Raw genomic sequence first — 24,348 nt, 5'->3', positions numbered from 1 at the left:
CCGGGTTCACCGCTTCGCGGTGATCACCCGCAGCAGGGCCCCGACCGCGTCGACCATCGCCGCCCGCGAAGCGGACAGCGCCGGTCGCGGGTCGGCCTTGCCGGGGGTGGCCGCCAAGCGCTCGCGCAGCGTGCCGGTGTAGGCGATGTTCAGCGCCGTACCGACGTTGATCTTGGTCATCCCGGCCGACACCGCCGCCCGCAGCTCCTCGTCCGGCACACCCGACGAGCCGTGCAGCACCAGCGGGACGCCGACCGCCGCGCGCAGCCGGGCGATCAGGTCGTGGTCGAGCATGGCGGTGCGATCGAGCATCGCGTGGCTGCTGCCGACCGCGACGGCCAACGCGTCCACTCCCGTGGCCTGTACATATGCCGCCGCCTCGGCCGGATCCGTGCGCGCCCCGGGCGCGTGTGCGTCCAGCGCGGGATGGCCCGGCTTGCCGCCCACCTCGCCGAGTTCGGCTTCCAGGGTGATGCCCCGAGCATGCGCCCAGACCACCGCGTCGGCCGTCGCCGCCACGTTCTCCGCGTAGCCGAGCCGCGAGGCGTCGAACATCACCGAACTGATCCCGGTGCCCTCGGCCGCCGCCAGCAGTTCGACCGACTCGACGTGGTCCAGGTGCAGTGCCACCGGCACCTCGGCCTCCTCCGCCAACACCCGGCACGCGGCCGCGAGCGGCCCCAGCCGCCCGCCCCGGAACTTCACCGCGTTCTCGCTGATCGCCACCACCACCGGCAGTCCGGCCCGCTCGGCGGCCGTCACCACCGCCTCGGCGTGTTCGAGGGTGATCACGTTGAACGCGGCCACCCCCACCCCGTCCGCCCGCGCCGCGTCGGTCAGTATCCCCGTCGAGGTCAAGCCCATCGCACAACTCCTCTGGAACGATCCCGCCCGGCACCACAACCATCACCACCGCGCCGCCCGCGCCCTACGCCGGCGGCGCCACCGCCTCCACCCGCACCCGAGGCCGCCAGGCCCGGTACAGCTCGCCGTCCACGTCCCCGGCCAGCGGCGCGGCCACCGCCGCCGCCGACAGGGCCACCGCGTCGCGCAACCGCTCCGGCCACGGCACTCCCTCGGCCAGCCCCCGGGCCAGCGCCGCGACCGCCGCGTCCCCGGCGCCCGTGGCGTTGCCGTGCACCGACTCCGGCGGCACCGCCCGCCACCACCCGGCGTCGGAGGCGGCCAACATCCCGCCCGGACCGAACGACGCGACGACCGCGCCGCCGGCCCCCGTCCGCGCCGCCAACCGGGCCACCGCGCGCAGCGGATCACTCTCCCCGGTCGCCGCGCGCAACTCGTCCGCGTTCGGCTTGACCACATCCGGCCCGGCCGCCACCCCCGCGAGCAGCGCCGGCCCCGAGGCGTCCAACAACACCGGCACGCCCGCCTCCCGCGCCCGGGCGACCAGTTCCGCGTACCCGCCCTGCGGCACCCCCGGCGGCAGACTCCCGGAGAGCACCAACACCGAGGCAGCGGGCAGCAGTTCGGCCGCCGCGGCGACCACCCGCGCCCACTCCTCGGCGGTCCGCGAGGGGCCGAGTTCGTTGAGCGACGTCGCGCCGCCCGAGGCGGTCTCCACGATGGTCGTGGTGCACCGCGTCTCGCCCACCACCGGCACCGAGGTCAACGCGATGTCCGCGGCGGCCAGGTCGGCCCGTATTCGCTCGCCCGTCGGCCCGCCCAGCGGCGCCACCGCCGCGACCGCGACCCCGAGCGAGCGCAACACCCGGGTGACGTTGATCCCCTTGCCGCCGGCCCGCCCGCCGACCGACGCCGGCCGGTTCGCCCCGTGCCGCTCCAGTCGTTCCAGGTGGTAGGTGACGTCCCAGGCCGGATTCGGCGTCACCGTGACGATCACGACGCCCGCCCCGCCGGCCCGCGCCCGAGGTCCGTCACGACGCGTCCAACACCACGGACCGGGTGAGGTGCCTCGGCTCGTCCGGGTTCAGCCCGCGGCTCTCCGCGATCGCGACCGCGAGCTTTTGCACCCGGATCAGCTCGGCCATCGGGTCGAGCGCGCCGGCCACGAAGGTGCCGCCGGTGACCGCGACCTGCTCGGCCAGCCCCTCCGGCACCGGACCGAACACCCACGTGACCCGGTTCGGCGCGGCGATGCTGATCGGCCCGTGCCGGTACTCCATCACCGGGTAGCTCTCCGTCCACGCCCCCGCCGCCTCGCGCATCTTCAGCGCGGCCTCGGCGGCCAGCCCCGCCGACCACGACGAGCCGAGGAAGGTGAACTGCTCGGCGGCCACGAACGCCGCGTCCGGCTCCCAGGCGACGGCGGTCCGCGCGTCCCGCACCGCCGCGGCCAGGTCCTCGCCCAGATGCGCGCGGAACAACGCGAGCGCCGTGGTGGCGAACCGGGTCTGCACGACCGAGCGCTCGTCGGCGAAGTCGAGCATCACGATCTCGTCCGCCGCGGTCGTGATCGGCGTGCCGGGCGGGCCGGTGATCGCGGTCGTGGCGACCTTGCCGCGCACCTCCGCGAGCAGCCGCAACACCTCGGTCGTGGTGCCGGAGCGGCTCAGCGCGACCACCCGGTCGTAGTCCCGTACGCCGGGGAACTCCGAGGCCGCGAAGGCGTCGGTGACGCCGAGCCCGGCCCGCTCGCGCAACACCGCGTACGCCTGCGCGATGAACCACGACGTCCCGCAGCCGACGACCGCGACCCGCTCGCCGCTTTTCGGCAGCCCCGCGCACTCTCCCGCGAGCGCGGCGGCGCGGGCCCACAACGCGGGCTGGGTGGCGATCTCGGCGGAGGTGTGACTGACGGTCGTCATGGCGCTCCCGGGGTGCTCGGACGATGCGCAGTGCTGCGCACTGCTGCACTCACATGCTTGAAACTATTCATTTGATAGCAGTTTCACGCACGAATGAGCAACGTCGTACACCCGACCCAGGCCCGGCTCATCCCGATTCACGGCAAATTTCGGCACGATCGCCGCCCCGTGCCCCGCCCGCCGGCGCCGATCACCCACCCCGCCGGACAGGGCCTAGGCTCCTCCCATGGATGGATTGGCCGACCTGCTGCGCGGGATCAGGGCCGACGAGGCCCTGTTCGACCGGCGGATCGTGCCCCCGGCGGGGTCCGTCCGACTCGACTGCCGCACGCCGCTGACCGTCTGCGCACTCGTGCGCGGCGGCGGGCGCATCGTGCCCGAGGGCGGCCCGTCGCGCGCGCTGCGCCCGGGCGACACGGCGGTGGTCCGCGGCCCGGCCCCGTTCACCTTCGTCGCCGACGCGCCCGCCGACCCGGCCACCGACGCGCCGGCCGAACTGATCTCCGGCGCCTACCGCACGCACACCGACATCGGCCGCCGGCTACCCACCGCGCTGCCCGACCTGCTGGTGGTGCCGGACCCCGACGGCGACCATCAACTCCTGGACTTCCTCTCCGCCGAGGTCGCCGCCGAGCGGCCGGGCCAACAGGTCGTGCTCGACCGCCTGCTCGACTGGTTGCTCGCCTGCACGCTGCGCGCCTGGTTCGACCTCCCCGAGGCGCACGCCCCGCAGTGGTACCTGGCCCTGGCCGATCCGATCGTGGGCGCCGCCCTGCGCGCCGTACACGACGCCCCGGCCCGCCCCTGGACGATCGCCGCCCTGGCCGCCGAGGCCGGCGTGTCCCGCACCTCGCTCGCCGAACGCTTCACCGCCCGCGTCGGCCAACCCCCGCTCACGTACCTGACCGAGTGGCGGATGGCCCTGGCCGCCGAGCTGCTCACCGAACCCGACGCCACGGTCGCCGCCGTGGCCCGCCGGGTCGGCTACGCGGACGCGTTCGCGTTCAGCACCGCCTTCAAACGGGTCCGCGGCCTGAGCCCGTCGGCCCACCGCGCCGCGTAGTACCGACCCGCCGCGAATCCGCGCGGCGAACGAGGTTCCGGACGCACGCACATGCCCCCCGGCTTCTCACCCATGGTTGCCGGGCGAAGCGCGAAGCAGGCTGGACGCATGACAACCACGAACCGACCCGCATCGCGGCACCCGATCCTCGTCCTGGGCGGCACCGGCAAGACCGGCAGCCGCGTGGCCGCCGCCCTGCGCGCCCGGGGAGCCGACGTCCGGGTCGCCTCCCGATCCACCGAGGTGCCCTTCGACTGGTCCGACGAGAGCACCTGGGATCGCGTCCTGGACGGCGTCCGTGCCGTCTACCTGGTCCCGCTGGACGGCGCCGAGGCCGGTCCCGCCTTCGTGCGTCGGGCGGTCGCCGCCGGCGTCGAGCGCATCGTCCTGCTCTCCGCGCGGGGCGTCGACACCCCCGGCTACTTCGCCGCGGACGATCCGGCCACGCGGGCCCGACTCGACCTCGAGGCGGCCGTGCGCGGCGCCGGCCCGGCGTGGACGATCCTGCGCCCGGGGTGGTTCGCGCAGAACTTCAGCGAGGGCCTGTTCCGCGACGGCATCCGCGCGGGCGAGCTGGTCCTGCCGACCGGCACCGCGGCGGTGTCCTTCGTCGACACCGAGGACATCGGCGCCGTGGCCGCCGCCGCCCTGCTCGACCCCGGCCACGACGGCGAGACCTACGAACTGTCCGGACCCCGGGCGGTGACCTTCGACGCCGCGCTGACCGAGATCGCCGCGGCCGGCGGTCTGCGGGCCGACTACGTGGCCGCCGACCCCGACGAGTACGCCGCCGCCCTGATCGCCCAGGGTGTGCCCGAGGTCGAGGTGGCCATGTGGACCTCCGCCCTGGGCAGCATCCATCGCGGCCTGGAGGCCGCGATCTCCGACGGCGTCCCGCGCGCGCTGGGCCGCCCGGCCCGCGACTTCACCGAGTTCGTGCGCTCGGCCGCCCCCACCGGCGCCTGGACGCCCTGACCCCCGACCACCCACCCGCCGGGCCCGTCCGACCACTGCGGACGGGCCCGCCCGCACGCCCGCGACCGAATTCCCACCGCCCCGCCGGATGTCCCGCCCGCGCCGCCGGAGAAGGCGAAAAGAATCCGGCCCGCAATCACCCGACCGCATTCCCGATGCCACCCGCCGAATCACCGCGCTCACCCATCGCGTCCGAAAGCGGCACGCTCGGTATCGGCCGCCGAAACCTTCCGCCCGAATTCACTCTTTCGCCGGCGCGGCGCACCGGATATCCATCCCGCCGGCAAAACAATCACGCGCAACCGCAACCACCCGAACAGCCGATGAATACCAACCCCGGCGACACCCGATTCCCGGCGGCCCGCACCACCGCGCGCATTACCGCCGCAGCGCCGCGGAAAAGTCCCGGCCGCCGCTTTCCGCCACGCCCCGGTCCGCGTCCCGGCCCTCGCCGGCCCACCCGCCGGAGCCCGACGACCGGCGACGGCCCCCGACTTCGCGGGCGTAACGCGCCCCAGGGCGGGCATTCTCAAGACAGGTTCGGGATCGTCCGAGCGACCCCGACGCCGACGACCGGTCCCTGTCCTGTCCCTCCGACCCCACCCTCCCCGAACATCCGTCTCGTCCCACCGGCATCCGGTCGCCGCCGATCCCCGGCCCGGCAGGCGTGTGCGACCGCGCCCGAGCCCGGAAACCCGGGCCCATCGGCACGATCACGCAGATCACCGGACCGTCCCGCACACTGGGGGACCAACCGCTCGAAGCCGCTGCGGACCGACGTGACCCAGGTCACCCTCGTGGAGGCGTAACACTTGTACCGATCGGAGCGATGCCTTGAGTGGCGCCGGCAGCGCCGACGGGTCCGGTCCCGCGGATCCGTCATCGATTCGGTGTAGTTGCGGCGCCGCAGCATGCCCGCGTGAACCGAGAGGTTATTTGTGACCCCGAGCTCGTCCAGCACGCTTCCCAACAGAATCGCCGAATCGGAATCTCTGGTGGCGCTCATCGAGCGCGGCCGTGCCGAAGGATCGATTACCGGCGAGGACATACGCCGAGCCTTCGAAACGGATGCCATCCCTGCGACGCAGTGGAAGAGCATCCTCCGCAGCCTCAACGAGGTTCTTGACGAGGCGGGTGTGACGCTGACCGTCAACCCGGTCAAAGAGACCCAACGGAGAGACGTAGCCACAACTCGGCGATCTGTCAAGAAGACGCTATCCACGCGCTCAACCCGTGTCAAGAACACAGAGACCTTGCCCGCGCAAGCCACGCCCGCGGCAACGGAATCGGGAGAGTCCGTCGTGGAATCTGCTCCGAAGCCGAAGAAGGCCGCAGCCAAGAAGAAGACCGCGGCCAAGAAGACCACGTCCGCCACCACCACCGAGACGACCCCCGTCGAGCCGAGTGTCCCCAAGGACGCCGACGAGGCGTTGGTCGAAGAGGACCTGTTCGACGAGCCCGGCGACGCCGTGGCCCCCGAGGTCGGGCCCAGCGGTTTCGTTCTCACCACCGACGAGGACGACGCCCCGCAGCAGCAGGTCACCACCCCGGGTGCCACCGCGGACCCGGTCAAGGACTACCTGCGGCTGATCGGCAAGGTCTCGCTGCTCAACGCCGAGCAGGAGGTGTCGATCGCCAAGCGCATCGAGGCCGGCCTGTTCGCGCTGGAGAAGCTGGACACCGAGCCCGGTCTGACCCCGCAGTTCCGGCACGAGCTGGAACTGGTCGCCGAGGACGGCAAGCGGGCCAAGAACCACCTCCTGGAGGCCAACCTCCGCCTGGTGGTCTCGCTGGCCAAGCGCTACACCGGCCGCGGCATGCTCTTCCTGGACCTGATCCAGGAGGGCAATGTCGGTCTCATTCGTGCGGTCGAGAAGTTCGACTACACGAAGGGCTTCAAGTTCTCCACCTACGCCACGTGGTGGATCCGGCAGGCGATCACCCGGGCCATGGCAGACCAGGCGCGGACGATCCGCATCCCGGTCCACATGGTCGAGGTGATCAACAAGCTCGCCCGCGTGCAGCGCCAGATGCTCCAGGACCTGGGCCGCGAGCCCACCCCGGAGGAGCTGGCCAAGGAACTCGACATGACGCCGGAGAAGGTCGTCGAGGTCCAGAAGTACGGGCGCGAGCCGATCTCGCTGCACACCCCCCTCGGCGAGGAGGGCGACAGCGAATTCGGTGACCTGATCGAGGACACCGAGGCGATCCGACCGGCCGACGCGGTCAGCTTCACCCTCCTCCAGGAGCAGCTGCACTCGGTCCTGGACACCCTCGCCGAGCGCGAGGCCGGGGTGATCTCGATGCGCTTCGGGCTCACCGACGGTCAGCCCAAGACGCTGGACGAGATCGGCAAGGTCTACGGGGTGACGCGCGAGCGCATCCGGCAGATCGAGTCGAAGACGATGTCCAAGCTGCGCCACCCGTCCCGCTCCCAGGTGCTGCGCGACTACCTGGACTAGTGGCAGGACCCCGGGTACGGACGGACCGCCACGGCGGCGCCCTCCGTCCGTACCCGGCGCAATCCCCCCGCGCCACAGCACCACCTCGACGCTCGGCCGATCCCCCAAGTGCGGACATCGGCCGATTCGTCCCCTCCGCCGATTCGCGAACTCCCGCGTGCGGCAAGGGAGTCGACCGCAGGAGCCCACCGGTCGCCGCCTACCATCGGCGGTGAGCCGTTCGGCCCCTCCGGCGACCACGAGGTGTTGAGATCATGACCGAGAACGCGGAATCCCGACTGTGGTCGACCGACCCGGAGGGCGCGCCCGCGCCGGCCGGCGTCGACGTCACGGTGCCCAGCGTCGCCCGCGTCTACGACTTCCTGATCGGCGGCAAGGACAACTACGCGGCCGACCGCGAGGTGGCCCGGAAGCTGATCGCGGTGGCACCCGACCTCGCGCGCGACGCCGGCGCGCATCGGCGCATCCTGCACCGGGGCGTGCGCTTCCTGGTCGAGCAGGGTGTCCGGCAGTTCCTCGACATCGGGTCCGGGCTGCCGACCGCGCAGAACACCCACCAGGTCGCCCAGGCGGTGGCGGCGGACAGCACCGTGGTCTACGTCGACAACGACCCGATCGTGCTCGCGCACGGGCGTGCGCTGCTGGCCGAGAACGAGCGGACCACGGTGATCACGGCCGATCTGCGCGAACCCGGGTCGATCCTGAAGAACCCCGAGGTGTTGCGCCTGATCGACTTCGACCGGCCGGTCGCGCTGATGTTGCTGGGCGTCATCCACCACATCAACGACGACGAGGACCCGGCCGGCCTGCTGCGCACCTACCTCGACGCGCTGCCGTCCGGGAGTTGGCTGTTCCTGACCCACTTCCTGCGCGGCGGTCCGGAGTCGGAGCAGATGGAGCGGGTCATGCAGGGCTCGCACAAGAGCGGCCGGTTCCGCGAGCGCGCGGAGATCGCCGCCTACCTCGACGGCCTGGAGCCGGCCGACCCGGGCCTGGTGTACGTCGACCTGTGGCGCCCGGAGGAGCCGGTCGACGAGGCCGACCTCACGGTGAGCCAACGCCTGGTCCTCGGCGCGGTCGCCCGCAAGCCGTAGCGGGCCGGCGGGCCGTGGCGGTCCGGCGGGGGTGGCGGTGGTGCGTGGGCGGTGTTCGCACGATGCATACGATGAGGCCATGAGCACGCCGATCGCGGACGATCCGGCCCGGTGGATCGGGCGGGATCTGCATCTGGAGGTGTCCGGGGCGGGCGGGCGGCGGGCCGGGCTGATCCGGGCGATCCGGGAGGCTATCCGCAGCGGACGGCTGGGGCCGGACACGCCGTTGCCGCCGTATCGTTCGCTGGCGGCGGATCTGGGCATCGCGCGCAACACCGTCGCCGACGCGTACGCGGAGTTGGTCGCCGAGGGCTGGTTGACCGCGCGGCAGGGGTCCGGGACGCGGGTGGCCCGGCGGGCCGAGCCGTTGGCCGCGCCGCGCCGCCGGGCCAGGGTGCGGCCGGTCGCCGGGAATCCGGCGGGGCCGACGTACAACCTGCGCCAGGGGCAGCCCGACGCGGCGTCCTTCCCGCGCGCGGCGTGGGTGGCCTCGGCGCGGCGGGCGTTGAACGCGGCGCCGAGCGAGGCGTTCGGGCCCGGGGATCCGCAGGGGCGCCCGGAGTTGCGGGCCGCGCTGGCGGACTACCTCGCACGGGTGCGGGGGGTGCGTACCCATCCGGACCGGATCGTGGTCTGCTCCGGGTTCGCGCACGCGTTGCGGTTGTTGTTCGGCGGGGTGTTGCGGGGGCCGGCCGCGGTGGAGGCGTACGGACTCGCCTTCCATCGCTCCATCCTGGCCGCGGCGTCGGTGCGCACGTTGCCGCTGGCGATCGACGAGCACGGCGCCGACACGGCCGGGTCGGCCGCGTTGGCGCGGGCGCGGGTGGCGGTGCTCACTCCGGCCCACCAGTTCCCCACCGGCGGGCCGCTGCCGCCGGAGCGTCGGGTCGCCGCGCTCGACTGGGCGCGGGCGGCCGGCGGGATCGTGGTGGAGGACGACTACGACGGGGAGTTCCGCTACGACCGGCGGCCGGTGGGCGCGGTCCAGGGCATGGATCCGGACCGGGTGATCTACGTCGGTTCGGTGAGCAAGAGCCTGTCGCCCGCGATCCGGCTCGGCTGGATGGTGTTGCCCGGGCATCTGGTCGAGGACGTGCTCGCGGTGAAGGGACAGCGCGAGGCGTGGGCCGGGGTCACCGATCAGCTCACGCTGGCCGACTTCATCGAGGGCGGCCACTACGACCGGCACATCCGCCGGATGCGGCAGCGTTATCGGGCCCGCCGGGACCACCTTGTGGCGGCGCTGGCCGAACACGCGCCGCACGTGAGCGCGACGGGGATCGCCGCCGGCCTGCACGCGGTGCTGCAACTACCGCCAGGCACCGAGCCGGCCGCCATCGCAGCGGCCGAACGCGAGGGCCTGGCCCTGGACGCCCTGTCCGTCTTCCGCCACCCCGACACCGACTCCCCCGTCCGCGACGGCCTGGTGGTCGGCTACGCCACGCCCCCGGACCACGCATACCCGACAGCGGTAACGGCACTGTGCCGAGCCCTGACGACGGCAACGGCGTAACCACGCCCCCGAGCACCACCAAACCCGCATCCGGAAAGCCCACACCACCCGCCCGGCCGGCACTCACACCCCGACGATCAGCGGACGACTCCCCCACTCCCCACAAACCACCCACCTCCACCCCACCGGAACCCACCCCACCCACCTCCCCGGCACTCACACCCCGACGATCAGCGGACGACTTCCCCAACTCCCTGCGGACCGCCCGCCTCCGCCCCACCGGAACCCACCCCACCCACCTCCCCGGCACTCGCAACCCGACGATCAGCGGACGACTCCCCCGACTCCCCACAGACCACCCGCTCTCGCCCCGCCGGAGTCCACTCCGGCCGCCTCCCCGGCACTCACACCCCGACGATCAGCGGACGACTCCCCCGACTCCCCACAGACCACCCGCCTCCGCCCCACCGGAACCCACTCCACCCCACCTCCCCGGCACTCACAACCCGGGGATCGGCGGGCGACTCCCCCGACTCCCCACAGACCGCCCTCCTTCGCCCCGCCGGAGCCCGCTCCGCCCACCTTCCCGGCACTCACACCCCGACGATCGGCGGGCGGCTCCCCCGGCTCCCCGCGGACCGCCCGCTCTCGCCCCGCCGGAGTCCACTCCGGCCGCCTCCCCGGCGCTCGCGCCCCGATGCTCGGTGGGCGGCTTCCTCACTCCCCCGCAAACCACCCGCCCTCGCCCCCGCCGGAGCCCGCTCCCCCCGGCTCCCCGGCGCCGCGGGCCCCGCGGTCCGGCGGGCGGCGGCGGCGCCTTGTGGTTTCGGCTCGCACGCCGGTCAGGCGAGTGCGTTGACGATTGTGGTGAAGGCGGTGGGGAGGCGGTGGGCGGCGGGGACGATCAGGCGGGCGGTTCGGGGATGGGCGCGGGCGGTGAGGAGGGCTTCGGTGAGTACGCGGTGGCGGCGGGAGAGGCGGCGCCAGTCGCTTTCGTAGCGCTCGGGGCGGCCCGCCCGCACGGCCGCGACCAGGGCGCGGGCCGAGGCCAGGGCCAGGGCGACGCCCTCGCCGGTGAGCGCGTCGGTGTAGCCAGCCGCGTCGCCCACGAGCAGCACCCGGCCCGCGACGCGGCTGCGCACCCGCCGGCGCAGCGGCCCCGCACCGCGTACCTCGCCGCCCGCCGCGCCCGCGAGCCGTTCGCGCAGGGCCGGGAACGCGGCGAGGTGGTCGGCGTAGGTGCGACCGCGCGGGCCGAGCATGGCGACGCCCACCAGGTCCGGGCCGACCGGGGTCACATACGCCTCGCCGCGCGGCGACCAGTGCACCTCGACGAAATCGGTCCACGGCGCGATCCGGTAGTGCCGGCGCAGCCCGTACCGCCGCTCCCGCCGATCGCGCGGCGCGGGGCCGAGCGCGGCCCGCACCGGCGAGTGCAGCCCGTCGGCCGCCGCGAGCCAGCGTGCGGTCAGCCCGGCCGCGGTCACCGTGTGCGCGTCCTGGCGGACCTCGCCGACCCGGCCGATCCGGTGCTCCACGCCGAGGGCCAGGGCTCGTTCGTACAGCGCCGCGTGCAGCGTGGTCCGGCGCACCCCGAGCCCCGGCCCGGCCCGGAACCGCGCCTCCACCGCGTGCCGGCTGTCCACGTACCGGATCCCGGCCAACGGCCGCCCGGCGGGCGTCACCCCGAGCGCGGCGAGCGCGCCCACCCCCGCCGGCATCAGCCCCTCGCCGCACGCCTTGTCCACCGGCGCCGGGCGCGGTTCGACCACCACCACGCGCAGCCCCGCGAGCGCGCCGTGGATCGCGGTGGCCAGCCCCGCCGGCCCACCACCCGCGACGAGCAGGTCGATCACGCGATCGCCGCCGACAACGCGGCCGACTCGCAGCGGATCCGGACCACCATCAGCGCGGCGTTGAGGGTGGTGAAGGCGAGCGCGGTGATCCAGGCGCCGTGCACCAGGGGCAGCGCCGCGCCCTCCACCGCGACCGCGACGTAGTTGGGGTGGCGCAGCCAGGAGAGCCGATACGGCCCGCGCCGGATCAGCGGCGACCCGGGCACGACCACGACCTGGGTGTTCCAGTGCGGCCCGAGCGCGGTGACGCACCACCAGCGCAACGCCTGCGCGGCCACCGTGAGCGCGACCATGGTCCACCCGAGCGCGGGTACGAACGGCCGGTCGGCCAGGCCGACTTCGAGTACGCACGCGGCCAGCAGGCCGACGTGCAGCACGACCATCGGCGGATAGTGCCCCCGCCCACTGACCACGCCGCCGCGAGCCAGACTCCAGGCCAGGTTGCGCCGCGCGACCACGAGTTCGGCGAGCCGTTCGAGGGCGACCAGGCCGACCAGGGCGAAGTACCAATACATCGCGACCTACCACTCCACCAGGACGAGTTCGGAGCAGAACCCGGGGCCCATCGCGATCATCAGGCCGGGGGTCCCGGGTTCCGGCCGGGCGGCGATCGTGTCGCGCAGCACGTGCAGCACCGACGTCGAGGACAGGTTCCCGGTCGCGGCCAGGGACCGCCAGGTCATATCGAGGGCGCCGGCGGGCAGGTCCAGCGTCTCGGCGACCGCCTCCAGCACCCTGGGGCCGCCGGGGTGGCACACCCATGCGGTGATGTCGGCCGTGGTCAGGCCGTGGTCGGCGAGGAAGTCCCGGACGTCGCCGCCGAGGTGGGTGCGGGCCATCTCCGGCACGTCGGCGCCGAGCACGATGCGAAAGCCGGAGCCACCCACGTCCCAGCCCATCACCCGCTCCGAGTCGGGATACATCCGGCTGCGCGCGGCGATCACCTCGGGCCCGTGCCCGTGTCCCGGCTCGCGGTCGTCCCCGCAGACCACCACCGCCGCCGCGCCGTCGCCGAACAGCGCGCTCGCCACCACGTTGGCCATCGACGCGTCGTCGCGCTGGAGGGTGAGCGAGCACAACTCGACCGAGACCAACACCGCGACCCCGTCGGGCCGGTCGCGCAGGTAGTCGTGCAATCGGGCGATCCCGGCCGCGCCCGCCACGCAGCCCAGGCCGAACACCGGCAGGCGTTTGACGTCCTCGCGCAGGCCGAGCCGGCCGACCAGGCGCGCGTCGACGGAGGGCACCGCCAGGCCGGTCACGGTGGTGAACAGGATCAGGTCCACGTCCCGCGCGCCGAACCCGGCGGCGCCGAGCGCGGACTCGATCGCCTCGGCGGCGAGGTCGACCGCGACCTCCAGCCAGACGTCGTTGGCCGCGCCGAAGTCCGCCAACTTGGCGTAGTGGTCGAGCGGCAGCGCCAGATGGCGGGTGTCCACGCGGGCACTGGCGTGCACCCGGTCGAGTACGCGCCGATCGGCGCCGGTCGGCAGGCACAGCGCCGCGAACGTGTCGGTGATCTCGGCCTGCGGGTATCGGTGCGGCGGCAGTGCACCACGGACGGCGGCGATGCGGGTCATGGCGATTCCCCTGCTGGATTAGGGGGCGGGGCTGGAACAGCGGGTGAAAAAGGCAGGTATCGGGAGGCGGGAGAGGTAGGGAACGCTGGAACAGTGCCCAGCGGGAACACGGAACCCACGTCGTTTGCCCGTAGTTGCCGCCCGCATGCGCTCCGACCCGTCCGGCCCCACCGCCGACTCGCTCGAAGGACACCCACGTGAGTGACACCGCAGCACCGAGCCGCCCCTCCCCGCGCCCCCTCGGCCGTCCCCTCGCCCGCCTGCGCGCCCGCCGCCGCGCCGGCACTCCCGGCCGCCCCGAACGGGCCCCCGTCGTCGGCCTCCTGCTCGCCTGCCACCCCGGCCCGACCGTCGCCGTCACCGCACTGACCACCGGGCTCGCGCGCGCCGCCGGCCGGGACGCGCGCGGCTGCGTACTGGTCGGCGCGGCCGTGCTCGCCGGGCAGTTGTCGGTCGGCTGGTGCAACGACGCGGTGGACGCCGAACGGGACCGGGCGGCGGGGCGGGGCGGCAAGCCGGTGGCGGCGGGTGTGGTCGGGGCCGATCGGGTGGCGCGCGCGGCCCGCCGCGCGCTCGTGGTGTGCGTTCCGCTGTCCTACGCGTCCGGGCCCGCGGCCGGCACCGCGCATCTGGTCGGCGTGGGTGCGGCCTGGGCGTACGACCTCGGGGTCAAGGGCACGGCCGGGTCGTGGGTGCCGTACGCGATCGGATTCGGCAGCCTGCCGGCGTTCGTCGCGTTCGGGTTGCCGGGCCGGCCCGGGCCCACCTGGTGGATCGTCGGCGCCGCCGCGCTGCTCGGCTGCGGGGCGCATCTGGCGGACGCGCTGCCGGACCTGGCCGGCGATCGTGCGACGGGGGTGCACGGCCTGCCGCACCGGCTCGGTTCGACCGGGGTCCGGGCGCTCACCCCGCTGCCGCTCCTCGCCGCCACCGCGCTGCTCGCGTACGGCCGGCCGGATCGCGCGGGCCGACTCGCCCTGCTCGGCGCGGGCACCCTCGCCGCGGCCGGCGCCGTGCTCGGCGGCCGGCGGCCCCGGATCCCGTTCGCGTCCTCCGTGGCGGTCGCCGCGATCGACGTTGTGCTGCTGCTGCGCCGGGGTACCGGGATCGCACGGGCGGGTTCGCGTGACGTCGAACGATCATCACGCCAATGCGCGTAGACCCGTCCCCGCCAGAGCTGTTTCGGTATGCCCTGAAAAAGGGCTGATGGGATCAAATAGAATGATCGCCGCTTGACAGTCTGTCAAATTGGATCTTCGTATTTAACAATCTGTCCCATTGTCCCGCTCAGAGCATCAGGAAATCATTCATGCCCATAGCTCGATCCAGGATCAGTCCAAACCGCCCGCAGATCGGTCACCCCGAGCCAGCTCGTGCCGTGCCGGCACCTCTGTCCCCTCACACTGGAGGAACCCGCACATGAGCGGTCGCTTCACCCACCGCCGTCTGATCGCGTCCGCCGCGACCCTGATCGCGGGATCCATGCTGTTGACCGCCTGTGGCGACGACGGCGGCGACAGCGCGCTCGGCAAGAAGGACGAGAACGCCCCGTTCTTCAAGATGCTGCCGCCCGACGTCCAGAAGTCCGGCAAGATCACGATCGGCTCCGAGGTCGCCTACGCGCCCATCGAGTTCATGAAGGACGGCAAGGCGGTCGGCGTCGACCCCGAGCTGGCCGCGGCGCTCGCCAAGCAGCTGGGCGTCAAGTACGACTACAAGAACTCGCAGTTCGACTCGCTGATCACCGGCATCACGTCCAAGCGCTTCGACATCGTGATGTCCGCGATGACGGACAAGAAGGAACGCCAGGGCCAGGGCCTGTCGTTCGTCGACTACTTCCGCGCGGGCACCTCGATCCTGGTACAGAAGGGCAACCCGCAGAAGATCACGTCGCTCGACGACCTGTGCGGGAAGACCGTCGCGCTCCAGCAGGCGACCACCAACGAGGACGTCGCCACCGCCCAGTCCAAGAAGTGTCAGGACTCGGGCAAGGGCGCGATCACCATCCAGAAGTACGAGCACGACGGCGAGGCCCTGCTCAAGCTGAAGAGCGGCGCCGCCGCGGCCGACCTCAACGACTTCCCCGTCGCCGCGTACAACGCGCAGACCTCCGGCGACGGAAAGGACTTCGAGGTCACCGGCGACCAGATCGATGCCGGCCTGTACGGCATCGGCGTCGGCAAGGACAACACGCAGCTCCAGCAGGCGTTGAAGTCGGCCCTGGAGGCGCTGATCAAGAACGGCGAATACGCCAAGGTCCTGGCCAACTGGAAGGTCGAGGCCGGCGCCGTCTCCGAGGTCACCATCAACGGCGCCACCTCCTGATCACGGGGTCCGGCCCGCCTCGTCGCCCGACGGCCGGGCCGGACCCGACCCGCGTCCGCCCGACCGCGTCCGTACTCGTGCTCCAAGAGGAGGTCACCCGCCCGTGACCACGCCCGCAACACCCCCTGCCGACAAACAGCCGGTCAAGCGGGAACCCATCAAGGCCATCCCCGTACCGCACTACGGCCGCTGGGTCGCCGCCGTCGTGGTCCTCGCCCTGGTCGGCCTGCTGATCAACGCGTTCGCCAGTGCGAAGATCCACTGGGACGTGACCGGCGACTACCTCTTCGACGACCAGATCATGAAGGGCGCCGGCAACACCCTGCTGATCAGCCTGGCGGCCATGGCGGTCGGGCTCGTCCTCGGTGTGCTGGCGGCGATCATGCGCCTGTCCGGCAACCCGGTCACCTCGACCGTCGCCTCGGTCTACATCTGGTTCTTCCGCGGCACCCCGGTCCTGGTGCAGTTGCTCATCTGGGGCAACCTCGCGCTGGTCTTCCCGACCATGTTCGGCCAGAACACCAACGACGTGATCACCCCGTTCATGGCGGCGCTGCTCGGCCTCGGCATCAACGAGGGCGCCTACATGGCGGAGATCGTGCGCTCCGGCATCCAGTCGGTGGACGAGGGCCAGACCGAGGCGGCGCACGCGCTCGGCATGTCCAAGGGCCGCACCCTGCGCCGGATCGTGCTGCCGCAGGCGATGCGGGTGATCGTGCCGCCGACCGGCAACGAGTTCATCAACATGCTCAAGACGTCCTCGCTCGCCAGCGCGGTGGTCTATCCCGAAGTGCTGCAGAAGGCGAAGGACGTGTACACGCACAACCTCGCGGTGATGGAACTCCTCTTCGCCGCATGTTTCTGGTACCTGCTGCTGACCACGGTGTTCAGCATCGGCCAGTACTACCTCGAGCGCTACTTCGCTCGTGGATCCAGTCGAGCCTTGCCGCCCACGCCGCTCCAGCGGATCATGGCCAGTGTGTTCAGCACCCGGCGCCAGGGGGTCGAGACCCGATGACGACCAATCTCGACAAGCCCGCCCCCCGCCCGGCCGAGCCCGGTCGGGTGATGGTCCGGGCCCAGGACGTCTGCAAGTCGTTCGGCCCGCTCGAAGTGCTCAAGGGCATCGACCTGGAGGTCGCGACCGGCGAGGTCATGTGCATCGTCGGCCCCTCCGGCTCCGGCAAGTCCACCTTCCTGCGCTGCATCAACCACCTGGAGAAGGTCAACGCCGGGCGGTTGTGGGTGGACGGACAGCTCGTCGGCTACCGGGAGAAGGACGGCAAGCTCTACGAGCTGAAGGACAGCGAGGTCGCGCTCAAGCGGCGCGACATCGGCATGGTCTTCCAGCGCTTCAACCTGTTCCCGCACATGACCGCCGCGGGCAACATCATGGAGGCGCCGACCCAGGTCAAGGGCATGGGCAAGACCGAGGCCCGGGCCCGCGCGCACGAGCTGCTGGCGCGGGTGGGTCTGGCCGACAAGGCCGACGCCTACCCCTCGCAGCTGTCCGGCGGCCAGCAGCAGCGGGTGGCCATCGCCCGGGCGCTGGCGATGGACCCCAAGCTGATGCTCTTCGACGAGCCCACCTCGGCGCTCGACCCCGAACTGGTCGGCGAGGTGTTGGAGGTCATGCGCGGGCTGGCCGAGGACGGCATGACGATGATCGTGGTCACCCACGAGATGGGCTTCGCCCGCGAGGTGGGCGACTCATTGGTGTTCATGGACGACGGGTTGGTCGTCGAGGCGGGTCATCCGCGCGAGGTACTGGCCAACCCGCGGCACGAGCGCACGAAGGCGTTCCTGTCCAAGGTGTTGTGACCTCGGCGTAGCGCGCGTCCGGTCGGGCCGGCGGCCGTCCTGCTCCGTCCGGGGCGGCTCGCCGGCCCGGACGGAGCAATTCCGTTCGAGTCGTGGCGCGCGTGGGGTAGGGGCACCGGTGTTGCCCGGCTCGGGAGTCCGGGGATCCACCACCGCGGAGGAATCCGTCATGCCGCACACCGCCGACCGCCTCGCCGCACTGGCTCAGCAGGTCCTCGGCCGCCCGTCGCCGATCCGGATCCGGGCCTGGGACGGCAGCGAGGCCGGTCCGCCGGACGGTCCGGCGCTGGTCGTGCGCAATCGCCGTGCGCTGCGTCGGCTGTTGTGGTCGCCGGGCGAACTCGGCTTCGCCCGCGGCTGGGTGTCGGGCGACCTCGACGTGGACGGCGACCTCTACGACGCGCTGACCCGGCTGTCCGGTCTGGCGCTCAACCGCGACGAGCCCGTGCCGGCGGGGCCGGTGGGCGGCGTCTTCGGGGCGGCCCCGCGCGGACCCGCCGCCCGGCTGCGCGAGGCCGGGCGTACCGCGCGCGCCACGGCCCGCCCGCTGGGCACGGTGCTCTCCCTGACCGGGCTGCCGGTGCCGCCGCCGGCGCCCGCCGAGGAGGTTCGGCGCCGCCGGGGCGTGCTGCACAGCGTGCGCCGCGACCAGGAGGCGATCCGGCACCACTACGACGTCGGCAACGACTTCTACGCCCTGGTCCTGGGTCCGTCGATGGTCTACTCGTGCGCCTATTGGGATCGTCCCGACGCGACGTTGGAGGACGCCCAGCGGGCGAAGCTGGACCTGATCTGCCGCAAGCTCGCGCTCGGCCCCGGCATGCGGCTGCTCGACGTCGGCTGCGGGTGGGGCTCGATGGCGCTGCACGCCGCCGAGCACTACGGCGTGGAGGTGGTCGGGATCACCATCTCGCACGAACAGGCCGACCTGGCCCGCAAACGGGTCTCCGAGGCCGGTCTGACCGGGCGGGTGGAGATCAGGATCCAGGACTACCGCGAGCACGCCGACGGCCCCTACGACGCGATCTCCTCGATCGGCATGGCCGAACACGTGGGCCGCGTGCAGTTTCGCGCCTACGCCGACACGCTGTACGAACTCCTGCGCCCCGGCGGCCGGTTGCTCAACCACCAGATCTCCCGCCGCCCGGTACCGAACGAAGAGACCTACCAGGTCGACGAGTTCATCGACCGCTACGTCTTCCCCGACGGCGAACTGGCCCCCATCGGCACCACGGTGTCGGTCCTGGAGGAGGCCGGCCTCGAAGTCCGCGACGTACACGCGCTCCGCGAACACTACGCGACCACGCTGCGCGCATGGGTGGCCAACCTCGAATCCAACCAGGAGCAGGCAGCCCGCCTGACCACCCAGGGCAGAGCCCGCGTCTGGCGCCTGTACATGGCCGCCTCGGCCCTGGCCTTCGAACAGAACCGGATCGGCGTAAACCAGATCCTGGCCGTCAAAACCCCACCCACAGGCCACTCCGGAATGCCCCCCACCCGAACCCTGTAGCCCCGGGCCGTCGCCTATCGCCCCCTCACCCACCAGGCATCCTGGGCGGCCTTGATCCTCTCCCACACCTCCCGAAACGCGTCCTCCGCCTCCGCCTCCCCCAAAACCGGCGGCTCCCCCCACTCCGCCACCGCCCCCACGGGACACCCGACCCGCTCCAAATCCGCCAACAACGCGAACCACGCCTCCCCGTCGGCCGGTTGCACCGTCGCAAGCACACCGCCGTCCACGGCGCAAAGCTCCGTGAGCGTCCCCTCGGGCCGAAGCCCCACGTCTCCCCCACCCACGTACCGCACCATCCGACCCACAACCGGAGGCGGCAGCCGAAGAATCACCAGGTCCCGCACATCGGCGACGAATTCCGTCCCGGCACGCAGCCGCAAATGCACCTGCCGCCCCTGCACATCCATGAGCACCCCCTCACGCCCCGAATACGCGTCCCGACACCACGCGTGCCGATAGCGCTCGAAGAACTCCCGCCCCCGATCGATGTCTTCCTGCGTACTCCCCGAAACCCACCGCCGAGTCGTCGATCGATATGCCATAGCGCACGTGTCCCTTCTCGTGAGTGCGGCCGACGCCGACTGCCCCACTCGCACGGTTGAGACGGGGACGCGATTCGCGTGGGCGGCGTGCCGCACCTGTGACCGTAGGGACGGTGCCGGAGGCGGGCCAGGGACGGGGTGGGCGACTTTGCCTGCGGGGTGGGACGTCGTGTCCTACTCGGTGGCGATTTGCAGGCGGTCCGCGAGGGCGAGGATCGGGGCGGAGCGGCGGTGTTCGCGGGAGGTCAGGTCGGTGATGACTCGGCGGGACGTGGCGTGGTAGCGGAGCCATTCCGGGGCGGTTTGTTCGGCTTTGAGGATGGCGTGTGTGGCTCTGGTGTCGTCGGCGAGGTCGATGTGGGCCAGGGCGCGGTCGACGTGGTGGCGGGCCTGCCACGTGGGTGGGAGGTGGTGGAGGCCGGTGATGCGGCGGGCTTCGGTCAGGGCCTGTTCGGGGCGGTCCATTTCGACGTAGGCGTTGACCGTGGCGACGCCCGCGTTGGTGGGGCCGAACGGTGTGGCGTAGTCCGTGCGGTCCGTGCCGATGCGGGCGGCGGCGGCGTTGGCGAGGCGCAGGAACTCGGCGGCGGTGTCCTTGCGTTCGGCGCGTACGGCGGCCGAGGCGGCGCGTAGGAGGAGGATGCCCCACAGCGCGACGTCGATCAGCGGTGTCTTCGTCAGCGACGGCTCGATCTTCTCCGCCGTTGCCTGGGCCACCCGTTGGGCGTCGTCTATCCGGCCCTGCTTGCTGAAGATCCAGGACAGTGTGGACATGCCGATGACTTCGAGGCGGGGGTCGTCGGAGTTCCGGGCCGCCCCGCCGGCGCGTTCCATCGCCGTGTACGCCGCGTCCTCCTTGCCGAGCGCGGCCAACGTGGTGGCCGCGACCTGGTACGCCTCGGCCAGTACGGCGAACGAGGCGGCGCGGTCGGCACCTGCGTGTTCGCGTGTGGCCGACCGGGCGTCCGCGATCAGGCGCGGCAGGATCGTGGCGATCTCCGACAGCCTCCCCTCGCGACGGATCGCCTCCGTCGACCGCAGCGCCTCGCGCAGATCGTGCACGGACGGCGATTCGCCGTCGGCGACCGCCGTTTCGTCGTCGAGCAGTTCGGCGACGGGAGTCACCGCCCGGCGCAGTGCCAGCAGGCTCGGGGACGGATCCCGGTCCGCCGCCGCTCCCTGGAACGTGGTCGGCTGCCCGATCAGCGTCGACGTCTCCACGTCGAGCGCGCCCGCGAGCGCGTTGAGTGTCGAAAGCCGGGCCGTGACGCGCTGGTTCTGCTCCAGTTTGCGGACCACGTCCACGGACACCCCCGCGACGGCGGCGAGCGATTCCTGCGTGTATCCCCTCCGCAGACGCAACCGCGCGATGCGGTCCCCGATGCTCTCTCGCATGGTCAGACTCCCGGCAGGTTGGGCGCTGCCCACCACGGTACGCCCCGATACGGGCGGGTCGGCAGCGCGAGCCGTCGGCGGCGAAGTGTTTGACCCTCACGTGGCGTCATGGCGCATTGTCGGGGGTGTGGAGGAGCACCTGACTGTGGGGCGTGTGGCCGAGTTGGCCTGTGTGAGCGTCCGGACGCTGCATCACTACGACGAGATCGGGCTTGTGCGGCCGTCCGCACGAACGAGGGCCGGCTACCGGGCCTATGCGGCCGGGGACGTGGAGCGGTTGCGGGAGGTGCTCGCCTATCGGCGACTCGGCTTCGGGCTGCGCGAGATCGCGGATCTGGTCGACGATCCCGACACCGACGCGGTCGCGCACCTGCGCCGATTGCGCGGTCTGCTGCTGGAGCAGCGCGACCGGGCCGCCGCCATGGTGACGGCCATCGACTCGGAACTGGAGGCACGGGCAATGGGGATCAGAACCACCTCGGAGGACCAACTGAAGGTATTCGGCGCACAGTTGTACGACACGATCGGATCCGCGTACCCGGTGACGCGCCGCACCGAGCCGCGCATCGCCGCGCGGGTCTGGGCAGCACTCGGCGACGCCCGAACCGTCCTGAACGTCGGCGCCGGCACCGGCTCGTACGAACCCCCGGACCGCGACGTGACCGCGGTGGAGCCGTCGGCGGTCATGCGGGCGCAGCGTCCCGCCGGCGCGGCCCCGTGCGTGGCGGCGGAAGCGGAAAGCCTCCCGTTCCCCGACCGGTCCTTCGACGCGGCCATGGCCTTCAGCACCATCCACCACTGGCGGGACCCGATCGCCGGACTGCGCGAGATGCGGCGGGTGGCCCGGCGCGTGGTGGTGTTCACCCACGACGCGCACGACACCGCGTGGCGGGACCGGTTCTGGCTCATCCGCGACTATCTGCCCGAGGTCACCGGACTCGTCGCCGGCCGGCCCTCGGTGCAGCGGTTGGCCGGCACGATCGGTGCCCGCCTGGAGCCGGTGCTCATCCCGTGGGATTGCGCCGACGGCTTCTTCGAGGCGTACTGGCGCCGCCCCGAGGCCTACCTGGACGAACCCGTGCGCCGCGCGATCTCGCTGTGGACCCGCGTCGGACCGGAGGCCGAACAGCGAGCGGTGGACCGGCTCCGCGACGACCTCGCCTCCGGCCGGTGGTCCGAGCGCAACGGCGACCTGGCCGACCTCGACGCGGCGGAACTGGGCCTGCGCCTGCTCGTGGCCTGAACACGGCCGCCGGACCCGCGGAATGGTTGTCGGCAGCGTTTGCCGGAAAAGCACCCCTCGGTGAACGGGAGGGGACCGATGGCCGTTCGTGGTGCGGCACCCGTATGGCGGAAGGTCGCGGCGGTCGCGCTGGGAGTGCTGCTCGCGATTGTTTCGGCGGGTTGCGGCGGCGATGGCGGCAATGCCGCTTCAAGCTCTGCGGAGCAGGATTCCGTACCGGATGAAGGGCGACTGCGGAAGTACCTGGACGGCTACGTCGCATTGCTCAACGCGGGCGACGTGTCGAAGTTGGCCCGGCATCTCGACATCGGCGGTGACCGAGGCAAGCAGGACGCCGAACTGCGGATGAAGGAGCACGGCCGGCAGCATTGGCGCGACGTCACCTACACGTGGAATCAACCGGTCTCCGTCGACCTGTACGACGTCAAGATCAAGGCATTCGCCGCCGCCACGTCCTCGTGGGTGCACGTCGACGAGAAGGTGGTCTGGAAGCGTTCCCGCGATCGGTGGGTGATCGTGTCGCACATTCCGGCGACAGCCGACCCGAGGAAACCGCACTCGGTCACCGGGCTCAGTCCGGTACCCGACCTCGACCCGAAGAGCCTCGCGCCGAAGGCGTGGCGCCCGAACTCCGGTTGAGTCCGCGGCCGTTCCTCCGACGCGATGGCGGTTGCCTCAGACCTCCCGGGCCTGGTCCAGTCTGCCCTGGAGTTTGCGCATGCCGGCCAGCCAGCGGTCCGGGTCGGCGGCTCGGCCCGCGTACATGTGGGCCACGTCCGGGTGGGGCAGGATCAGGAACGGGGCGCCCGCCGCGACCGCGTCGACCACCATGTCGGCGACCTGCTCCGGCTCCACCGCGTCGTCGTCCAGGAGCAGGCGGGCGGCCGGGCCGGAGGCGTCCAGGAGGGCCGTACGCACACCGCGAGGGCAGACCGCCTGGACCGTGATGCCCTTGGCGCCGTACGTGATCGCCATCCACTCGGCGAACGCGTACGCCGCGTGTTTGGTGACCGCGTACGCCGACGCGTCCAACATGGTGAGCAGCCCGGCGGCGGAGACCGTGGTGACCAGGTGGCCGCGACCGCGCGCCAGCCAGGCCGGGGTGAGCAGTCGCGCGGCGCGTACGTGCGCCATCACGTTGACGTCCCAGGACTGCTCCCACGCCTCCTCGGGCGCGTCCAGGCCGACGCCCGCGCCGATGCCGGCGTTGGCGCAGTAGACGTCGACCTCGCCGAGCGCCGCCCGGGCCCCGGAGATCAGCGCCGCGACGCCCGCCTCCGTGGCCGCGTCGCCCGGCACCGCGACGGCGTCGATGTCGGCGGCCACCGCGTGGCACGCCTCCGGGTCGAGGTCGTTGACCACCACCCGCGCACCGGCGGCGGCGAAGCGGCGGGCCAGGGCCGCGCCGATCCCCGCGCCACCCCCGGTGACCACCACGCCCGCCCCCGCGAGCACCGTCACCCCACACCGCCGGACAGGCTCACGCCGCCGTCCACGAGCAGCGTCTGGCCGGTGATCCACCCCGCCTGCTCGGACAGCAGGAACGCCACCGCGCCGGCCACGTCCTCGGGCACGCCGAGCCGGCCCATCGGGTACGCCGCCGCGACCTCCTCCTCGCGACCCTCGTACAGCGCGGTCGCGAAGACGGTCTTGACCACGGCCGGCGCGACCGCGTTCACCCGTACGCGCGGGCCGAGTTCGCTCGCGAGCTGCGCGGTCAGGTGGGTCAGCGCGGCCTTGCTCACGCCGTAGAAGCCGATCCCGTGCGCGGGCCGCTCGCCGGCCATCGAGGACACGTTGACGATGGCGCCGCCGTGTTCGCCCAGCCACGCCTTGTACACCCGCTGGGTCCAGGCCAGCGCGGCGAGCAGGTTGACCTCCAGGATCTTGCGCCCGGCGTCGAGGTCGAGTTCGACCAGCGGGCCGTAGACGGGGTTGATCCCGGCGTTGTTGACCAGCATGTCGATCCGGCCGAACGCCTCCAGGGTCGCGGCCACGGCGGCGTCCTGGTGGGCCGGGTCGTGCGCCTTGCCCGCGACGCCGATGGCATGCTCCGGGCCGCCGAGCGAGGCGACCACCTCGGCCAGGGTGTCCGCGCCGCGCGCGGTCACGCAGACCCGGTCGCCGCGCGCGACCAGCGCCTGGGCGATGCCCAGGCCGATGCCGCGGCTGGCGCCGGTGACGATGGCCACGGGGCGGGAGGTGTCGGTCACTGGGTGGTTGCCTCTCGATCGGAACGG

Annotated in this window: 22 protein-coding genes; 12 read left to right on the top strand and 10 right to left on the bottom strand. The window is 72.6% G+C overall.

The annotated features are described in order from the left end of the window. Window positions 1–6: 6 nt before the first annotated feature. The 3 genes from ACFRCG_RS31720 to ACFRCG_RS31710 all read right to left on the bottom strand — a co-directional run bounded on the left by ACFRCG_RS31720 (window position 7) and on the right by ACFRCG_RS31710 (window position 2,786). Window positions 7–864, bottom strand: coding sequence for a ketose-bisphosphate aldolase (locus ACFRCG_RS31720; RefSeq protein WP_380037765.1), 858 nt, complete (start codon window positions 862–864; stop codon window positions 7–9). A 64-nt stretch (window positions 865–928) separates the two neighbouring features. Next, on the bottom strand, window positions 929–1,861 hold the full coding sequence (locus ACFRCG_RS31715) for a 1-phosphofructokinase family hexose kinase (protein WP_380037763.1): 933 nt from the start codon (window positions 1,859–1,861) through the stop codon (window positions 929–931). A 34-nt stretch (window positions 1,862–1,895) separates the two neighbouring features. Continuing rightward, on the bottom strand, window positions 1,896–2,786 hold the full coding sequence (locus tag ACFRCG_RS31710) for an SIS domain-containing protein (protein ID WP_380037761.1): 891 nt from the start codon (window positions 2,784–2,786) through the stop codon (window positions 1,896–1,898). Window positions 2,787–3,012: 226 nt separating this feature from the next. Between ACFRCG_RS31710 and ACFRCG_RS31705 the strand changes: the two genes are divergently transcribed. The 5 genes from ACFRCG_RS31705 (at window position 3,013) to ACFRCG_RS31685 (ending at window position 9,893) form a co-directional block, all read left to right on the top strand. Further along, window positions 3,013–3,849, top strand: a complete 837-nt coding sequence (locus ACFRCG_RS31705; RefSeq protein WP_380037759.1) for an AraC family transcriptional regulator — start codon at window positions 3,013–3,015, stop codon at window positions 3,847–3,849. Window positions 3,850–3,957: 108 nt separating this feature from the next. Further along, entirely contained in the window at window positions 3,958–4,824 is an 867-nt protein-coding gene (locus tag ACFRCG_RS31700) for an NAD(P)H-binding protein (protein WP_380037756.1), read from the top strand. 938 nt (window positions 4,825–5,762) lie between these two features. After that, entirely contained in the window at window positions 5,763–7,286 is a 1,524-nt protein-coding gene (locus ACFRCG_RS31695) for an RNA polymerase sigma factor (protein WP_380037754.1), read from the top strand. A 254-nt stretch (window positions 7,287–7,540) separates the two neighbouring features. Continuing rightward, on the top strand, window positions 7,541–8,380 hold the full coding sequence (locus ACFRCG_RS31690) for an SAM-dependent methyltransferase (protein ID WP_380037752.1): 840 nt from the start codon (window positions 7,541–7,543) through the stop codon (window positions 8,378–8,380). A gap of 79 nt (window positions 8,381–8,459) precedes the next feature. Then, entirely contained in the window at window positions 8,460–9,893 is a 1,434-nt protein-coding gene (locus tag ACFRCG_RS31685; RefSeq protein WP_380037750.1) for a PLP-dependent aminotransferase family protein, read from the top strand. Between the two features lie 782 nt (window positions 9,894–10,675). Here the strand turns inward: ACFRCG_RS31685 and ACFRCG_RS31680 are convergent. The 3 genes from ACFRCG_RS31680 to ACFRCG_RS31670 are packed head-to-tail and all read right to left on the bottom strand — an operon-like array spanning window position 10,676 to window position 13,269. Further along, the gene (locus ACFRCG_RS31680) at window positions 10,676–11,689 is read right to left on the bottom strand and encodes an NAD(P)/FAD-dependent oxidoreductase (protein WP_380037748.1); all 1,014 of its coding nucleotides are present in this window, start codon (window positions 11,687–11,689) and stop codon (window positions 10,676–10,678) included. Beyond that, a complete protein-coding gene (locus tag ACFRCG_RS31675; protein WP_380037746.1) occupies window positions 11,686–12,204 on the bottom strand; it encodes an isoprenylcysteine carboxyl methyltransferase family protein in 519 nt (172 codons plus the stop codon). Before ACFRCG_RS31675 ends, ACFRCG_RS31680 begins: the two co-directional genes overlap by 4 nt. A gap of 6 nt (window positions 12,205–12,210) precedes the next feature. Next, window positions 12,211–13,269: a type III polyketide synthase gene (locus ACFRCG_RS31670; RefSeq protein ID WP_380037743.1), complete on the bottom strand. Its 1,059-nt coding sequence runs from the start codon at window positions 13,267–13,269 to the stop codon at window positions 12,211–12,213. Window positions 13,270–13,529: 260 nt separating this feature from the next. Here ACFRCG_RS31670 and ACFRCG_RS31665 point away from each other — a divergent pair, with 260 nt between their 5' ends. The 5 genes from ACFRCG_RS31665 to ACFRCG_RS31645 all read left to right on the top strand — a co-directional run bounded on the left by ACFRCG_RS31665 (window position 13,530) and on the right by ACFRCG_RS31645 (window position 18,925). After that, the gene (locus ACFRCG_RS31665; protein ID WP_380037814.1) at window positions 13,530–14,429 is read left to right on the top strand and encodes a UbiA family prenyltransferase; all 900 of its coding nucleotides are present in this window, start codon (window positions 13,530–13,532) and stop codon (window positions 14,427–14,429) included. 259 nt (window positions 14,430–14,688) lie between these two features. After that, the gene (locus ACFRCG_RS31660) at window positions 14,689–15,594 is read left to right on the top strand and encodes an ABC transporter substrate-binding protein (protein ID WP_380037741.1); all 906 of its coding nucleotides are present in this window, start codon (window positions 14,689–14,691) and stop codon (window positions 15,592–15,594) included. Window positions 15,595–15,697: 103 nt separating this feature from the next. Next, window positions 15,698–16,612, top strand: a complete 915-nt coding sequence (locus tag ACFRCG_RS31655) for an amino acid ABC transporter permease (RefSeq protein WP_380037739.1) — start codon at window positions 15,698–15,700, stop codon at window positions 16,610–16,612. A 50-nt stretch (window positions 16,613–16,662) separates the two neighbouring features. Beyond that, window positions 16,663–17,415, top strand: a complete 753-nt coding sequence (locus ACFRCG_RS31650; protein ID WP_380037812.1) for an amino acid ABC transporter ATP-binding protein — start codon at window positions 16,663–16,665, stop codon at window positions 17,413–17,415. A 169-nt stretch (window positions 17,416–17,584) separates the two neighbouring features. Next, window positions 17,585–18,925, top strand: a complete 1,341-nt coding sequence (locus ACFRCG_RS31645; protein WP_380037737.1) for a class I SAM-dependent methyltransferase — start codon at window positions 17,585–17,587, stop codon at window positions 18,923–18,925. Window positions 18,926–18,939: 14 nt separating this feature from the next. Here the strand turns inward: ACFRCG_RS31645 and ACFRCG_RS31640 are convergent, their stop codons facing one another. Together ACFRCG_RS31640 and ACFRCG_RS31635 are read right to left on the bottom strand one after the other, a co-directional pair. After that, the gene (locus tag ACFRCG_RS31640; protein ID WP_380037735.1) at window positions 18,940–19,335 is read right to left on the bottom strand and encodes a hypothetical protein; all 396 of its coding nucleotides are present in this window, start codon (window positions 19,333–19,335) and stop codon (window positions 18,940–18,942) included. A gap of 309 nt (window positions 19,336–19,644) precedes the next feature. Beyond that, entirely contained in the window at window positions 19,645–20,865 is a 1,221-nt protein-coding gene (locus tag ACFRCG_RS31635; protein ID WP_380037733.1) for a helix-turn-helix domain-containing protein, read from the bottom strand. 154 nt (window positions 20,866–21,019) lie between these two features. Here ACFRCG_RS31635 and ACFRCG_RS31630 point away from each other — a divergent pair, with 154 nt between their 5' ends. Both ACFRCG_RS31630 and ACFRCG_RS31625 read left to right on the top strand, forming a co-directional pair. Further along, the gene (locus tag ACFRCG_RS31630; protein ID WP_380037810.1) at window positions 21,020–22,108 is read left to right on the top strand and encodes a methyltransferase domain-containing protein; all 1,089 of its coding nucleotides are present in this window, start codon (window positions 21,020–21,022) and stop codon (window positions 22,106–22,108) included. 78 nt (window positions 22,109–22,186) lie between these two features. After that, entirely contained in the window at window positions 22,187–22,747 is a 561-nt protein-coding gene (locus tag ACFRCG_RS31625) for a hypothetical protein (protein WP_380037731.1), read from the top strand. A 36-nt stretch (window positions 22,748–22,783) separates the two neighbouring features. On the opposite strand, the gene ACFRCG_RS31620 is transcribed toward ACFRCG_RS31625, so the two are convergent. Both ACFRCG_RS31620 and ACFRCG_RS31615 read right to left on the bottom strand, forming a co-directional pair. Next, on the bottom strand, window positions 22,784–23,569 hold the full coding sequence (locus tag ACFRCG_RS31620; protein ID WP_380037729.1) for an SDR family NAD(P)-dependent oxidoreductase: 786 nt from the start codon (window positions 23,567–23,569) through the stop codon (window positions 22,784–22,786). Then, window positions 23,566–24,321: an SDR family oxidoreductase gene (locus ACFRCG_RS31615; protein WP_380037727.1), complete on the bottom strand. Its 756-nt coding sequence runs from the start codon at window positions 24,319–24,321 to the stop codon at window positions 23,566–23,568. Before ACFRCG_RS31615 ends, ACFRCG_RS31620 begins: the two co-directional genes overlap by 4 nt. Window positions 24,322–24,348: the final 27 nt, after the last annotated feature.

Source organism: Embleya sp. NPDC056575, assembly GCF_042793325.1.
In the GTDB taxonomy this organism is placed as follows: Bacteria; Actinomycetota; Actinomycetes; order Streptomycetales; family Streptomycetaceae; genus Embleya.
This window is presented reverse-complemented; position numbering and strand designations above follow the sequence as displayed.

What these genes read in the sequence shown, in the direction of transcription:
- ACFRCG_RS31710 (WP_380037761.1), bottom strand. Translation starts at nt 2,786, where the DNA reads ATGACGACCGTCAGTCACACCTCCGCCGAGATCGCCACCCAGCCCGCG.
- ACFRCG_RS31685 (WP_380037750.1), top strand. Translation starts at nt 8,460, where the DNA reads ATGAGCACGCCGATCGCGGACGATCCGGCCCGGTGGATCGGGCGGGAT.
- ACFRCG_RS31660 (WP_380037741.1), top strand. Translation starts at nt 14,689, where the DNA reads ATGAGCGGTCGCTTCACCCACCGCCGTCTGATCGCGTCCGCCGCGACC.
- ACFRCG_RS31640 (WP_380037735.1), bottom strand. Translation starts at nt 19,335, where the DNA reads ATGGATGTGCAGGGGCGGCAGGTGCATTTGCGGCTGCGTGCCGGGACG.
- ACFRCG_RS31670 (WP_380037743.1), bottom strand. Translation starts at nt 13,269, where the DNA reads ATGACCCGCATCGCCGCCGTCCGTGGTGCACTGCCGCCGCACCGATAC.
- ACFRCG_RS31700 (WP_380037756.1), top strand. Translation starts at nt 3,958, where the DNA reads ATGACAACCACGAACCGACCCGCATCGCGGCACCCGATCCTCGTCCTG.
- ACFRCG_RS31650 (WP_380037812.1), top strand. Translation starts at nt 16,663, where the DNA reads ATGGTCCGGGCCCAGGACGTCTGCAAGTCGTTCGGCCCGCTCGAAGTG.
- ACFRCG_RS31635 (WP_380037733.1), bottom strand. Translation starts at nt 20,865, where the DNA reads ATGCGAGAGAGCATCGGGGACCGCATCGCGCGGTTGCGTCTGCGGAGG.
- ACFRCG_RS31690 (WP_380037752.1), top strand. Translation starts at nt 7,541, where the DNA reads ATGACCGAGAACGCGGAATCCCGACTGTGGTCGACCGACCCGGAGGGC.
- ACFRCG_RS31675 (WP_380037746.1), bottom strand. Translation starts at nt 12,204, where the DNA reads ATGTATTGGTACTTCGCCCTGGTCGGCCTGGTCGCCCTCGAACGGCTC.
- ACFRCG_RS31625 (WP_380037731.1), top strand. Translation starts at nt 22,187, where the DNA reads ATGGCCGTTCGTGGTGCGGCACCCGTATGGCGGAAGGTCGCGGCGGTC.
- ACFRCG_RS31645 (WP_380037737.1), top strand. Translation starts at nt 17,585, where the DNA reads ATGCCGCACACCGCCGACCGCCTCGCCGCACTGGCTCAGCAGGTCCTC.
- ACFRCG_RS31720 (WP_380037765.1), bottom strand. Translation starts at nt 864, where the DNA reads ATGGGCTTGACCTCGACGGGGATACTGACCGACGCGGCGCGGGCGGAC.
- ACFRCG_RS31705 (WP_380037759.1), top strand. Translation starts at nt 3,013, where the DNA reads ATGGATGGATTGGCCGACCTGCTGCGCGGGATCAGGGCCGACGAGGCC.